This window comes from Serratia sp. PL17, from assembly GCF_017832355.1.
GTDB lineage: Bacteria > Pseudomonadota > Gammaproteobacteria > Enterobacterales > Enterobacteriaceae > Serratia.
Genome location: NZ_JAFIBY010000006.1, coordinates 114,027 through 128,456, shown reverse-complemented (window position 1 = coordinate 128,456; position 14,430 = coordinate 114,027). Strand labels below are relative to the sequence as shown.

At 55.0% G+C, this 14,430-nt stretch carries 8 protein-coding genes; 6 read left to right on the top strand and 2 right to left on the bottom strand.

Features of this window, described 5'->3' with window-relative positions; translation table 11 throughout:
• Positions 1-2: 2 nt before the first annotated feature.
• The 5 genes from bcsZ (at position 3) to JOE25_RS18955 (ending at position 10,350) form a co-directional block, all read left to right on the top strand.
• Positions 3-1,115, top strand: a complete 1,113-nt coding sequence (gene bcsZ, locus JOE25_RS18975) for a cellulose synthase complex periplasmic endoglucanase BcsZ (RefSeq protein ID WP_209637862.1) — start codon at positions 3-5, stop codon at positions 1,113-1,115.
• Positions 1,097-4,570 (top strand): cellulose synthase complex outer membrane protein BcsC, encoded by a 3,474-nt coding sequence (gene bcsC / locus JOE25_RS18970; RefSeq protein WP_209637860.1) that lies wholly within the window; start codon positions 1,097-1,099, stop codon positions 4,568-4,570. Before bcsZ ends, bcsC begins: the two co-directional genes overlap by 19 nt.
• A gap of 417 nt (positions 4,571-4,987) precedes the next feature.
• Complete coding sequence (gene hmsP / locus JOE25_RS18965) at positions 4,988-6,994, top strand: biofilm formation regulator HmsP (RefSeq protein WP_209637858.1); 2,007 nt, start codon at positions 4,988-4,990, stop codon at positions 6,992-6,994.
• A 293-nt stretch (positions 6,995-7,287) separates the two neighbouring features.
• On the top strand, positions 7,288-8,577 hold the full coding sequence (locus JOE25_RS18960) for a dicarboxylate/amino acid:cation symporter (RefSeq protein ID WP_209637856.1): 1,290 nt from the start codon (positions 7,288-7,290) through the stop codon (positions 8,575-8,577).
• A 279-nt stretch (positions 8,578-8,856) separates the two neighbouring features.
• On the top strand, positions 8,857-10,350 hold the full coding sequence (locus JOE25_RS18955; protein ID WP_209637854.1) for a pitrilysin family protein: 1,494 nt from the start codon (positions 8,857-8,859) through the stop codon (positions 10,348-10,350).
• Positions 10,351-10,373: 23 nt separating this feature from the next.
• Here the strand turns inward: JOE25_RS18955 and ppiC are convergent, their stop codons facing one another.
• Positions 10,374-10,655, bottom strand: a complete 282-nt coding sequence (gene ppiC / locus JOE25_RS18950; protein WP_037422904.1) for a peptidylprolyl isomerase PpiC — start codon at positions 10,653-10,655, stop codon at positions 10,374-10,376.
• Positions 10,656-10,873: 218 nt separating this feature from the next.
• On the opposite strand from ppiC, the gene rep reads away from it, so the two are divergent.
• Positions 10,874-12,898: a DNA helicase Rep gene (gene rep / locus JOE25_RS18945; protein ID WP_209637852.1), complete on the top strand. Its 2,025-nt coding sequence runs from the start codon at positions 10,874-10,876 to the stop codon at positions 12,896-12,898.
• Positions 12,899-12,929: 31 nt separating this feature from the next.
• On the opposite strand, the gene ppx is transcribed toward rep, so the two are convergent.
• The gene (gene ppx / locus JOE25_RS18940) at positions 12,930-14,426 is read right to left on the bottom strand and encodes an exopolyphosphatase (RefSeq protein ID WP_209637850.1); all 1,497 of its coding nucleotides are present in this window, start codon (positions 14,424-14,426) and stop codon (positions 12,930-12,932) included.
• Positions 14,427-14,430: the final 4 nt, after the last annotated feature.

Genomic DNA, 14,430 nt, shown 5'->3' with positions numbered 1-14,430 from the left:
CGATGCCTGTGGCATTGAAACGTCTGACATTCGGCATGCTGCTGCTGTGCGCTTTCAGCGCGGCGGCGGCCTGCGAATGGCCAGCCTGGCAACAGTACAAACAATTTTATATCAGCGAGCAGGGGCGGGTGATCGACCCGAGTAGTCCGAACCGTATCACCACCTCGGAAGGGCAGAGCTATGGCATGTTCTTCGCCCTGGTAGCGAACGATCGGCCTGCGTTCGACCAATTGCTGACGTGGACGGAAAACAATTTGGCCGCGGGCGATCTCAGTGCCCATTTACCCGCCTGGCTGTGGGGCGAGAATGATAAAAAACAGTGGACGGTACTGGACAGTAATTCTGCATCCGACGCGGATTTATGGATTGCCTACAATCTGCTGGAAGCGGGGCGCTTATGGAACAGTCGCCGTTATCAAACCCTTGGCACGTTGCTGTTGCAGCGAATTGCCCGCGAAGAGGTGGCAGATATTCCCGGTCTGGGCCTGATGCTGTTGCCGGGAAAGGTAGGGTTTGTGGCTGAAGACCGTTGGCGACTCAACCCGAGCTACCTGCCACCCCAACTGCTGGCCCGCTTTGCCGCCTTGAATGGCCCGTGGCGGGCGATGGAGCAAACCTATCTGCGACTGTGGCTGGAAACCGCGCCACACGGCTTCTCACCCGACTGGGTCGTGTGGCAGGTCGGCAAAGGTTGGCAACCGGATACCGTCAAGCCGAACATGGGCAGTTATGACGCTATCCGGGTTTATCTGTGGGCCGGCATGCTGGCGGATGACGATAAACACAAGGCAGCGCTACTCAAGCAATTGCAGCCAATGGCGCAAGCCACACTGACACAGGGCGTCCCCCCGGAGAAAACGGATACGGCCAGTGGCAAAACCAGCGGTGACGGCCCGGTGGGCTTCTCTGCTGCTTTGTTGCCGATGCTGGCGAACCTACCCGAGGCGTTGCAGGTACAGCGCCAACGCATTAAGCAAAATCCACCGGGTGATGATGCCTATTTCAGTGCCTCGCTGGTGCTGTTCGGTCAGGGATGGGATCAACAACGTTATCGTTTTAATCGGCAGGGTGAACTTGAACCCTCCTGGGGCAGCCAATGCGTAACTTCAGAATAAACTGGCTAGGCCTGGTGCCTTTAAGTCTGGCAATGCTGCCGCAGGCGCAGGGAGCGGAAACCGTTGCGCCGGAGCAATGGTTGTTGGAACAGGTACGGGTTGGGGAGGCCAGCAATAAGGATGAATTGGTCCGTCAGTCGCTTTACCGGCTCGAGTTAATGGACCCAAACAACCCAGACGTGATTTCGGCTCGTATGCGTTTGGCGTTGCGGCAGGGGAATCAGGCGTTGGCGCAGCAGCAGTTAGATAAGCTGAAAAAGATTGCACCGCAGTCCAGCGCTTATCGTCAGGCAGAAATGAATATGCTGCTGACGCAACCCGAAACCCGACAGAAACTGCAACAGGCGCGCTTAATGGCGACAGCCGGCCGCCTGCCGGAGGCGAAGGCCCAGTATGACGACCTGTTCCACGGTGATCCGCCGACGCTTGAACTGGCGGTGGAATATTGGCGACTGGTTGCGCGGTTACCGGGGCAAGAAGCCGCAGCACTGAAACAACTGCAGGCGCTGGATCAGCAATATTCCGGCAACGTGCCGCTGCGGATGTCGTTGGCACGGATGTTATTTAGTCAGGACCGTGACGCACAGGCTTACGATTTATTGCAGAAAGTGGCGGCCGATCCCGCAGGGCGCGGTGATGCTGCGGATCTGTGGTTGGAAAAAGTGAAAGCGATGCCGGTCAGCCCGCAAAGTGTTGCGGCCCTTAACCGTTTCCTCGGGGTATTTGAAACCGGCGATCAGGCCGTCAGTGCCCAGCAGGAGCTGGCGAGGCAACAGGCACTGCTGTCGGATCCGGCCTATCTGGCACGGGTGCGCGGGTTGGCTCAGGTGGAAAAAGGAGGAAGCCGCGCTGCCATTCCTGAACTGAGAAAAGCGCTGGCAGCTTCCCCCAACGATGCTGAAGTCCTTGGCGCACTCGGGCAGGCCTATTCCCGTGCCGGCAATCGTCCGCAAGCATTAAGCTTGTTCCGTCAGGCATTACAGGCTGATAAAAGCGGTTACGGCAGCAGTAAATGGCAGAGCCTGATCAAGAGCAACAGCTATTGGTTGGCGGTCGATGAAGGTGACAAGGCGTTGAAAGCCGGCAATTTGACGTTGGCACAGCAGAAATATCAACAGGCACGGCAGATAGACAACAGTGATAGCAGCGCAGCGATCGGTCTGGGTGACGTTGCCGTGGCGCGTAAAGATGACGCCGCGGCCGAGCGTTTTTATCAGCAGGCACTTCGGCTGGATCCGAGCAGCGGCAGCGCGGTACGCGGTTTAGTCAATATCTACCAGCGCCAATCGCCTGAAAAGGCGTTGGCTTATCTCAATAGTCTGCCGCGTAGCCAGCAAAATAAATTGCGTAGCACCTTAGAGGGTTTGCAGCTCGACGTGCTCAAAGAACAGGCCGATCGGCTTGCAGAGCAAAAACAGTGGCACCAGGCGGCAGAGAAATATCGCCGTGCCCAGCAGATGGATCCTGATGATGTGTGGCTGACGTATCACTATGCGCAGACTTTGCGTCAGGCAGGGCAACCTGGGCAGGCGGATACCCTGTTCAGGCGACTGGCGCAAAAGCAGCAGGGTAACCCGCAGCTGGCGTATGCCTACGCGCTGTATCTTTCCGGTAGCGATCGCGATCGGCAAGCGCTGGCAGAGTTGAATACATTGCCTGGCGCACAGTGGAACGACAATATGCGGGAATTGGCGCAGCGACTGAAAATGCAGCAGACGTTGGATCATGCCGAGCAACTGCGTGCCGCAGGCGACGAACCAGGTGCGATCGCTTATCTGCGTCGGCAACCCACAGATACCCGTATCGATCTCCAGTTGGCAGATTGGGCGCTGGCACGTGGTGACTATGATGCAGCCCTGGCGGACTATCAACGGGTGCGGGCGCGCGAACCGAATAACCCGGATGTGCAACTGGGTGAAATCGAGGCGTATGTGGCGCAAGGTAAACTGAGCGAGGCGCGCCAGCGGCTACAAACAGAAACGCCGGCGCCCAATCCATCCAGCAACACTGAGCGACGGGTGGCTAACGCTTGGTACGCCGTTGGTGAGCCACAAAAAGCGACGGATATCTTTACCCGGCTGAAAACGACGGCACAGCAAGCGCCGCCAAGCCAGGCAAAAGCGCTGATTTATCGCGATGCGGCACGGCTCGAACGCGACCAATTACAGCCGGCATTGGCGCAACAGGACTATAAACAAGCGATGGTGGCCAGTGGTATTGCACCGAAGCTTCCGTCGAATAACGACAGCTATACCTATCTGACGCGTAACAACCCGGGTGATGACTGGCTCAAACGCGGTATCCGTTCGGATGCGGCGGATCTCTACCGTCAGCAGGATGTTAATGTCACGCTCGATCATGACTACTGGGGGTCCAGCGGTACCGGTGGTATCTCTGATTACAAAGCCCACGACACCATGTTGCAGGTGGACATGCCATTGTACGACGGACGGGCATTTTTCCGTTCGGATACCGTTCAGTTGGATGCCGGCAGATTCTCCACCGACAGCAACGGCAAATATTATGAGACCTTTGGCACCTGTAATACTCAGGGCTGTAGCGGCGACGAACATCAGAAAGCCACCGGAACGAGCGTGGCGGTTGGCTGGAAGAACGATCGCTGGGAAGGTGATGTCGGCACTACACCTATGGGTTTTGATGTCGTCGATTGGGTGGGCGGACTGGCTTACAGCAACGACTGGAACCACATTGGTTGGACATTGTCGGCCTCGCGCCGGCCGATATCCAGCTCGCTGCTGGCATTTGGCGGTACCAAAGATCCGAACACCGGCACGACCTGGGGTGGAGTACGCGCCACTGGGGTCAGTCTGAGCGCCAGTTACGATCGCGGCGAGGCACACGGCGTTTGGGCCGACCTCAGTGCGCATCAACTGACCGGTAAAAATGTCGAAGATAACCAGCGCGAGCGTTTTATGGCGGGTTATTACTACAAATTGATCAACGAAGATAACCGCAGAGTGACCGTCGGGTTGAACACCATGCTGTGGCATTATCAGAAGGATTTGAGCGGTTACTCTCTCGGCCAGGGCGGTTACTACAGTCCGCAGCAATATATGTCGCTGGCGGTGCCGGTCAATTATCGCCAGCGTACCGAGAACTGGTCATGGGAGCTGGGTGGATCGGTGTCCTTGTCCCATTCGAAAACCAACAGCCAGGCGCGTTATCCGTTGCAGGGGCTGATTCCGGACTCGTTGCCGGACAAGTTTGCCGTGGAGGATGGCAGTTCCTCTTCCGGTTTCGGTTATACCCTGCGGGCCATTGTTGAGCGTCGCCTCAGTTCACACTGGACACTGGGCGCCGGGATCGATATTCAACAGGCGAAAGACTATACGCCGAGCCATGCATTGCTCTATTTACGCTATTCGATGGCCGGTTGGCAGGGCGACCTGGATTTACCGCCTCAACCGCTGACGCCGTACGCTGATTTTAAGTAACCCTCCTCAGGTGGATTCGGAGTGTCGAACACAGGGGAGTTTTGCTACCCTGTGTGAGTTTGAAGGCGACGTTGTCTTTGAACCCGAGATTCCCGGGTCTAGCGCCCCGGAGGTGCTCCGGCGGACAAGCCGCGACGGCCCCTTCGGCACGCTCTCCCTAATAACGGACTTTGTCAGCAGCCTGAACACGAGGTAGTTTTGTTACCCTGAGTTCAGGTTGCGTCCCGCCAGCGACGTTCACGGACAATGGCGGGGCGCGGCCTTTCATTAGGAAAAGACTGAAACCCGCGGTTTTCTTAGGGGGCCAGCGGTTTGGCAGGGTAAAAGCGTTAGACAATCGAGTATACTCAGACCGGTTCAAGGGATGGGTATTATTCATCCCTTTTTTATTTCAGCCCGAATTAGCGGAGAGCAGGTTTGCGGGTCAGGCGTTCATTAACGATTAAACAGATGGCAACGGTGTCCGGTGTGGCGCTGGTGACGATCTGCATCTTTATCGTGATCCAGTTATTCCATTTTGTGCAGCAGCGCAGGGATGACTATGCCCAGCAACTGGAAAATATTGCTCACTCCGTGCGCCAGCCTCTGGCGGAGGCGGTGCTGCGCATGGATATACCCGAAACCAAACGTGTGTTGAACACATTGTTGCCGGTAGGGATTCTGACGCGTGCAGATATCGTGCTGCCGAATGAATTTCAGGCGTTACACGCCAATTTCCCACCGGAACGGCCAGTACCCACGCTGATCGCTCGCCTGTTTGAGCTGCCAATTCAGATTTCTGTTCCGCTCTATTCACTGGAGCGCGTGCCGGCTAACCCACAGCCATTGGCTTATTTGGTACTGCAGGCCGATTCGTTCCGCATGTACCAATTTATTCTCAGCATATTGTCGACCATGCTGTCGACTTACTTACTGTTGGCGTTAATCCTGTCGATTGCCATTAGCTGGTGTATGAACCGACTGATGGTGCACCCGCTGCGCGCAATGGCCAAAGAGCTGGAAAATATTTCGCAGGAAGAAGCACCCTATCACCAACTGATGCTGCCAGCGTTGCATCAGGACGATGAGTTGGGGTTGTTGGTGCGTAACTACAACCGCAATCAGCAGCGGTTGGCAAGAGCCTATGCGGAGATGAGCCGCATGAGCACTCGCCATCCGGTGACAGAGTTGCCGAACCAGGCGCTGTTTACCGCGTTGCTGGAACAGCATATTGCCTCCAGTCTGCGGCCCGAGCGTTTTAATCTGCTGGTGATTGGCATTGAAACCTTGCACGAAGCATCGGGTGTGCTCAATCCGGCGATGAGAGAGTCACTGTTACTGACACTGGCCAAAAAGCTACGTGCGTGTATCGATGAAAACGGCGTATTGGCGCAGTTGAGCAACACCGAGTTTGCCATTCTGGCCAAAGGCGTTGAGCGCCCCTTCCATGCGATGCAGCTGGCACGCCGCATCATGGCGCAGATCAATGCGCCGCTGAGCTTGCAGGAAATGCCGTTGAGGCCAAGTGCCAGCATCGGTATCGCGCATTACCTTAATTCGGGAGAGAGTGCGGAACAACTGCTGCGTAGCGCGACTTCGGCCATGATGTCAGCACATCGTGAAGGTAAAAATCAGGTGCTGTTTTTCGAGCCGAGCCTGACGGAGCGTACCCAAAAGCGGCTGACGCAGGAAAGTGAAATTCTGCAGGCCATTGAACAGCGTCGATTTACGCTATTTTTGCAGCCACAGATAGATATGCAGTCCAATGCGGTGATAGGCGCAGAAGCGCTGCTGCGTTGGCAGCAGTATGACGGCAGCTATACCCTTCCGGCAGATGTAATCCCGTTAGCTGAAGAGCTTGGGGTGATTGTGCCACTCGGTAACTGGGTGCTGGAGGAGGCATGCCGTATTTTGGCTGATTGGCAGAGCCGTGGTATCAGCATGCCGCTGGCGGTCAATGTGTCTCCCATCCAGATGCAGCATGAAGATTTTGTCCCGCATCTGAAAAGTGTGCTTGCGCAGCACCACATTGATCCGCGCAAGTTGCTGCTGGAAATTACCGAAACGGTACGTATTGACGATCTCGATCGTGCACTGGCCTTGCTACGTGAATTGCACGACCTGGGGCTGTCCATCGCATTGGATGACTTTGGTATGGGATATTCCAGCCTGAATTATCTGAACCGATTGAAATGCCTGCCGATCGATTTGATTAAAATCGACAAGAGCTTTATTCAGGGCCTGCCGACAGATGACGCCATGGTGCGTATCGTCAGTTCTATTTCTGAGGTATTGGCGCTGCCGGTGATGGCTGAAGGTGTCGAAAATGCCGAACAACGCGATTGGCTGCTACGACACGGTATTCATAGCGGGCAGGGCTTCCTGTTTGCCCGCCCGTTGCCGCGCAGTGAGTTTGAAGCCGAATTCTGCCAGCCACCCGCCTGATTTTACCTTTCTGATCTCTCGGGCGATTCCTGTGTCGCCCGCCCGCTGCCTCGTCCGAGAATGTCTGTCTTTACTACCGCTTTTGAGTTAATGCAAAGAAATGCTTACGCAATTTACAGCCTTGCATTTGGGCTGGCGCGTTTCAGCTCTTAAATTCGTATCAACATGTATCTATTGGTGCAACAAATTATTTCCATGTTGTTAGGTGGGTGTTATTTTCCGCGCAAGCGATGAACAGGCGAGATAACGAGAATACCGCCTGGTGCGTGTCTTCCCCCCCAAAGGATGTTCATATGAAATTCACTATCTTTAAGAGCCTCTATTTTCAGGTGTTGACGGCGATTACGCTGGGCATCCTGCTTGGTCATTTCTATCCTGACATTGGCGCACAGATGAAACCTCTGGGCGATGGATTCGTTAAACTGATTAAAATGATCATCGCGCCGGTGATCTTCTGTACCGTGGTGACGGGTATCGCGGGTATGGAGAGTATGAAAGCCGTCGGCCGTACCGGTGCGATCGCACTGCTCTATTTTGAAATCGTCAGTACCATTGCACTGTTGATTGGCCTGCTAATTGTTAACCTGGCCCAACCGGGCGCCGGGATGAACATCGATCCAGGGACTTTGGATGCCAAGGCGGTGGCCGTTTATGCTGAACAGGCCCAGCAACAGGGCATTATTCCGTTCTTGCTGGATATCATCCCTGGTAGCGTCATCGGTGCCTTCGCCAGTGGCAACATTCTTCAGGTGTTGCTGTTCGCCGTACTGTTCGGTTTTGCCCTGCATCGTCTGGGTGATAAAGGCCAGCTGATCTTCAACGTTATCGACAGCTTCTCCCGCGTGATTTTCGGCATTATCAATATGATTATGCGCCTGGCGCCACTGGGTGCCTTCGGGGCGATGGCGTTTACTATCGGTAAATATGGCGTGGGTACGCTGTTGCAACTGGGTCAGCTGATCGCCTGTTTCTACATTACCTGCATTCTGTTTGTGGTGGTGGTGCTGGGCTCCATTGCCCGCGCCAACGGTTTCAGCATCTTCAAATTCGTTCGTTATATAAAAGAAGAGCTGCTGATCGTGCTGGGGACTTCTTCTTCCGAGTCGGTGCTGCCGCGCATGCTCGACAAAATGGAGAAGCTGGGCTGTAAGAAATCGGTGGTGGGCTTGGTGATTCCGACCGGCTACTCGTTTAACCTGGACGGGACCTCTATCTACCTGACTATGGCGGCCGTGTTTATCGCGCAGGCGACCAACACCCATATGGACATCGTGCATCAGGTAACGCTGTTGGTGGTGTTGTTGCTGTCCTCTAAAGGGGCTGCAGGGGTTACCGGCAGCGGCTTTATCGTGCTGGCTGCCACTATTTCTGCTGTCGGCCACTTGCCGCTGGCCGGTCTGGCGTTAATTCTGGGCATTGACCGCTTCATGTCTGAAGCCCGTGCGTTGACTAACCTGGTCGGTAATGGTGTGGCAACGGTCGTCGTGGCTAAATGGTGTAAACAGTTGGATGAAAAGCAGTTGCAAGACACCCTGTCCAACAAGCAGGTAACAGGTGCCGATAAAACGCTGCCTTCAGCCTGATTGACTCCTCAAATCACCGGTTGCAGCCGCAACCGGTGACGTTTTATCCCCCCGCGTAATGAATTCTTGCATTAAAAAATCGGTTATCCATTATTTTTCACACTAATGAGTGACATCCGCAAAGGCGCGCGGTCTAACTCGATGGTACACTTTCTGCTTTCCGCCCCACTGTGAAACTCAGGGCGTATTTGTAGGTTGTTTGTCGCAGCCTAATATTCCGGTGAATGGAATATCCGCATTTGCATAAAGAAATTGGATAGTAATTAAGTAGGGGTTCACATGCAGGGCACCAGAATTCATCTCATAGTAGGTGGGCTGCTGTTGGCTGCAGCCAACAGCAGCGTGCAGGCTGAAGCACTACAACCCGATCCTGCCTGGCAGCAGGGGGCGTTGGCCAACGGGTTTTCATGGCAGATACTCGATACGCCGCAACGGCCGAGCGATCGCGTCGAGTTGCGGTTGATGGTCAACACTGGCTCGCTCGTCGAGTCTTCGCAGCAGATTGGCTTTGCCCATCTGCTGCCGCGCCTGTCATTGGCGCGCAGCGAAAGCTTTACCCCACCGCAGTTACGTTCACTGTGGCAACAGAGCGTGGACAGCGAGCGACCTTTGCCTCCGGCCATCAGCTCTTATGACTTCACCATTTATAATCTCAGCTTGCCGAATAACCGCCCAGACTTGCTGAAAGAGGCGCTGACGTGGCTTTCCGACACCACCGGCAAACTGGCGATTGACGAACATACGTTGCACGCGGTGATGAACGCTAGTGTCGATCCGGTTGGCACGTTCCCGCCAAACCCAAAAGATGCCTGGTGGCGCTATCGCCTAAAAGGCTCAACGCTGTTGGCGCACGATCCGGCTCAACCGCCGAAACGGCCTGTGAATGTCGACCAATTGAAGAAATTCTACCAGCAATGGTACACCCCCGATGCGATGACGTTATACGTTGTGGGCAAGGTGGACAGCCGCAGCTTGGGTGAGCAAATCAACAAAGCTTTCTCACCACTGAAAGGCAAGCGTGAAACTCCCGCTCTGATGCCGACGTTGACGCCGCTGCCACCGCAGCCGGTTAGCCTGATCAGTGAACAGGTTAAGCAGGATACGTTGTCGATTATGTGGGATGCGCCATGGCACCCGATCCGCGATTCGCAAAACCTGAGCCGTTATTGGCGTGGTGATATGGCGCGTGAGGCGTTGTTCTGGCATCTCCAACAGGTGCTGGAAAAAAGCGACCAGAAAAACCTGCATTTGGGCTTTGATTGTCGCGTGCAATACCAGCGTGCCCAATGTGCTATTCATCTCGACACGCCGAATAACAACCTGAACAACAGCCTGAGCTTTATTGCACGAGAGCTGGCTAACGTGCGTGACAATGGCCTGTCGCAGGATGAGTTTAACGCGCTGCTGGCGCAGAAAACCGATCAACTGAGCAAGCTGTTCGCCACCTATGCCCGTACCGATACGGACGTGCTGATGAGCCAGCGCCTGCGCTCGCAGCAGAGTGGCGTTGTGGATATCGCACCGGAGCAGTATCAGAAACTGCGTCAGGAGTTCTTGAGCGGGTTAACGCTTGAGGCGCTGAATCAGGAATTGAAACTACAGCTTTCGCAAGATGCGACGTTGGTGTTGATGCAGCCGAAGGGCGAGCCAGAGATGAGCATGAAGCAGCTACAGGAAACCTATAGCGGCATTATGTCTCCGGCCCCTGCCGTGGTGTCGGAAGAGGTCAAGCCGACTGACACCGCACCCGCACCAGAGACCAGCGCACAGTAACGACAGAGGGGGCGTTTGCCCCCTTAGTTACGGTACAGCACTTTGATGATGTGGTAGCCGAACTGGGTTTTCACCGGGCCGTAGGGCTTCAACAATGGAATGCTGAACACCGCTTTATCAAAGGCGGCCACCATGGTGCCCTTGTTGAATTCACCCAAAGAGCCACCGTTGCGTTTTGACGGGCAGGTCGAGTATTTGCGCGCCAGCGTGTCAAAGCTGACACCACGTTTAAGCTTGGCCAGCAGTTCATCGGCCAGTTTTTCATTGTCTACCAGAATGTGCAGGGCGCACGCCGTCTTTGCCATGGTATTGCCTTTATCGATACAGAAATTGCGCTGATTATATACCCTAAATAATTGGAGGTGTATCAAGGCGGTAAGGGCGCTCTCAGGTCAGTGATTCGGGGGAGTGAATGCAACCAGCACAGGTGCAGCTTCAAGTATGACGGGTATACCCGTTAAATCTCATCGGGGCTTTCTGCTACAATCCCTTTCCACGTTATAAAGTCGAGCAATAAAGCGCCATGCGATTAAACCCCAGCCAACAACAAGCCGTCGAATTCGTTACCGGGCCCTGCCTGGTGCTGGCCGGTGCAGGTTCCGGCAAGACGCGCGTCATCACCAACAAAATCGCTCACCTGATCCACAACTGTGGTTATCAGGCGCGGCACATCGCCGCCGTGACCTTTACCAATAAGGCCGCACGAGAGATGAAAGAGCGTGTGGCGCAAACCATGGGGCGCAAAGAAGCGCGCGGGCTGATGATATCCACCTTCCACACGTTGGGCCTGGAAATCATTAAACGTGAATATGCCGCGTTGCAGATGAAGTCTAACTTTTCGCTGTTCGACGATCAGGATCAGCTGGCATTGCTGAAAGACCTGACCGAGAAATGGCTGGAGAATGACAAAACGCTGGTGGCGCAGCTGATCTCGACTATCTCCAATTGGAAAAATGACCTGGTCGATCCCAAAAAGGCTATGGAACTGGCGCGTTCGGAACGCGACAAACTTTTTGCGCATTGCTATGGCCTGTATCACGCGCATATGCGTGCCTGTAACGTGCTGGATTTTGACGATTTGATCCTGCTGCCAACCTTGCTGTTGCAGCGTAATGAAGAGGTCCGCGAACGCTGGCAGAACCGTATTCGTTACCTGCTGGTGGATGAATATCAGGATACCAACACCAGTCAGTACGAGCTGGTGAAACTGTTGGTGGGCAACCGTGCGCGCTTTACCGTGGTGGGGGACGATGATCAGTCGATCTACTCCTGGCGCGGTGCACGTCCGCAGAACCTGGTGCTGTTGAAGGAAGACTTCCCGGCGTTGCAGGTGATCAAACTGGAACAGAACTACCGTTCGAGTGAGCGCATTCTGAAGGCGGCGAATATTTTGATCGCCAATAACCCACACGTGTTTGAAAAACGGCTGTTTTCCGAGCTGGGTTATGGCGAAGAACTGAAGGTAGTGACCGCCAATAACGAGGATCACGAGGCTGAGCGGGTCGTGGGGGAACTGATTGCCCATCACTTCGTGAAACGAACCAATTACGGTGATTATGCGATTCTTTATCGCGGCAACCATCAGTCGCGGCTGTTTGAAAAAATGCTGATGCAAAACCGTATCCCTTACAAGATTTCCGGCGGTACCTCGTTTTTCTCACGACCAGAAATCAAGGATCTGCTGGCCTACCTGCGCGTCCTGACTAACCCGGATGATGACAGCGCGTTTCTGCGTATCGTCAATACGCCGAAGCGTGAAATTGGCCCGGCAACGCTGCAAAAGCTGGGAGAGTGGGCTAACCAACGTAACAAAAGCCTTTTCCGTGCCAGTTTTGATCTCGGGTTGAGTCAGCATCTGACCGGCCGTGGGCTGGAGTCTTTGCAGCGCTTCACCCATTGGCTGGACGGCATTGCCCAGTTGGCGGAGCGCGAGCCGGTAGCCGCGGTACGCGATTTAATTCATGGCGTAGACTATGAAAGCTGGCTGTTTGAAACCTCGCCCAGCCCGAAAGCCGCCGAAATGCGCATGAAAAACGTTAATACCCTGTTTGGTTGGATGACGGAAATGCTGGAAGGCAGCGAGCTGGATGAACCCATGACGCTGACGCAGGTGGTGACGCGCTTTACGCTGCGGGACATGATGGAACGCGGTGAAAGTGATGAGGAGCTGGATCAGGTTCAGTTAATGACACTGCATGCCTCCAAAGGGTTGGAGTTCCCTTATGTCTTCCTGGTGGGGATGGAAGAGGGGCTGTTGCCACATCAGAGCAGCATTGACGAGGATAACGTTGATGAAGAGCGTCGCCTGGCTTATGTGGGGATCACGCGAGCCCAAAAAGAGCTGATTTTCACGCTGTGCCGTGAGCGTCGCCAGTATGGCGAGCTGGTGCGACCGGAACCGAGCCGTTTCTTGCTAGAACTGCCGCAGGATGATCTGGCGTGGGAAAGTGAACGTAAGGTGGTTAGTCCGCAAGAGCGAATGCAAAAAGGGCAGAGCCATTTGGCCAATATTCGTGCCCAGTTGGCCAAGGCCAAAGGCGGAAACTAAAAGAATGGGCGCGGTAAGCGCCCTTGTCATATCAACGTTGTTCTTCCAGGATGAGCGGCCAGTGCACATAGCTTTGCCAATGGCTTTCCTGATCCAGCGCTTCTGCGCGTAATGGATGCTGTTCAAGCCAGCCCGGTGGCAGGATCACTGTCAGTTCGTCATCATTATTGGCACGCAGGCGTACCGCAGGCAGTGTGTCGTCGCGACGACGGCTGGCAAAGATAATGGCCAAGCGCAGAATCCGGCATAAACGTTGCGCCATACGCGGTGGCAGTGCGTTTTGCTGGCTGAGCAGCGGCAGATCGATGGTGTTGCTTTGGTTTTGCAGCAGGGTGGCGAGCAGCTTTTTTTGCGCCGGGGTAAAACCGGGTAAATCCAGATGGCGGATCAGATAAGCGGCGTGTTGCGGCGCTTGCTTGAAATCAACACTGAGGCCAATTTCGTGGATCAGGCAGGCGCTGTGCAATAACTCGCGACATCGCGCATCCAATTGCCATTCATTACTGACCTGCTGCGAAAAGTTGGCAGCCAATTGGCTGACGCGTTCGGCCTGCTCGGTGTCCAACAGATAGCGACGTTGCAGGTTGCGAATCGTGCGGCTGCGAATATCCTGTTCCACTGGCAGGTGCAGCATGCCGTAGACCAAGCCTTCGCGCAGTGCGCCGCCAGCCAGCATCATGCTTTCAATACCCAGTTCCTGGAAAATCGCCAGCAGGATGGATAGCCCACTGGGAAATACCAGCGCGCGTTCCAGCGTCAGCCCTTCAATTTCCAGCTCTTCCAACTTACCGCACTGAATGGCACGTTGTTTCAACTGACGCAATTTGGACAGGGTGATTCGTTCATCCATACCCTGCGCAACCATGATTTCCTGCAGTGCCTGGACGGTGCCGGAAGCGCCGACGCAGATCTGCCAACCGTGTTGACGCAGCTGTGGCGCAATAGGGCGCACCATTTCACGCGCAGCCTGTTCAGCCCGTTCGAAATTCTCCTGCCCCAGATTGCGATCGCTGAAAAAACGCTCCAGCCAGGTGACACACCCCATCGACAGGCTATACAGCTGGGCTGCTTGTGCGCCGGTACCTGTGACTAATTCGGTACTGCCGCCACCGATATCGACCACTAAACGTTGGTCTGGTCCACCGGTAGTATGGGCAACACCGTGGTAGATCAGGCGGGCTTCTTCCTCGCCGCTGATCACCTGGATCGGGCAACCAAGGATCTGCTCGGCAGTCTGTAGGAATTCATCGGCATTGCACGCCAGACGCAGCGTAGCCGTGGCGACTACGCGAATCTGTTCACGGGGAATGTCCTGCAGGCGTTCAGAGAACAGCTTCAAACATTGCCAACCGCGCTGCATGGCTTCTTGCGACAGGTGGTTGTTCTGATCCAGCCCGGCTGCCAGGCGCACTTTGCGCTTAATGCGCGCCAGTGTTTGAATACTGCCGGCTACCTCGCGCACCACCAACATGTGGAAGCTATTGGAGCCAAGGTCGATCGCGGCATAAAGTGCGCTGGAACTGAGCATTGTC

Excerpts from the sequence above, each read along its gene's own strand:
- bcsZ (WP_209637862.1), top strand. The coding sequence starts at position 3 with ATGCCTGTGGCATTGAAACGTCTGACATTCGGCATGCTGCTGCTGTGC.
- bcsC (WP_209637860.1), top strand. The coding sequence starts at position 1,097 with ATGCGTAACTTCAGAATAAACTGGCTAGGCCTGGTGCCTTTAAGTCTG.
- JOE25_RS18960 (WP_209637856.1), top strand. The coding sequence starts at position 7,288 with ATGAAATTCACTATCTTTAAGAGCCTCTATTTTCAGGTGTTGACGGCG.
- JOE25_RS18955 (WP_209637854.1), top strand. The coding sequence starts at position 8,857 with ATGCAGGGCACCAGAATTCATCTCATAGTAGGTGGGCTGCTGTTGGCT.
- ppiC (WP_037422904.1), bottom strand. The coding sequence starts at position 10,655 with ATGGCAAAGACGGCGTGCGCCCTGCACATTCTGGTAGACAATGAAAAA.
- rep (WP_209637852.1), top strand. The coding sequence starts at position 10,874 with ATGCGATTAAACCCCAGCCAACAACAAGCCGTCGAATTCGTTACCGGG.
- ppx (WP_209637850.1), bottom strand. The coding sequence starts at position 14,426 with ATGCTCAGTTCCAGCGCACTTTATGCCGCGATCGACCTTGGCTCCAAT.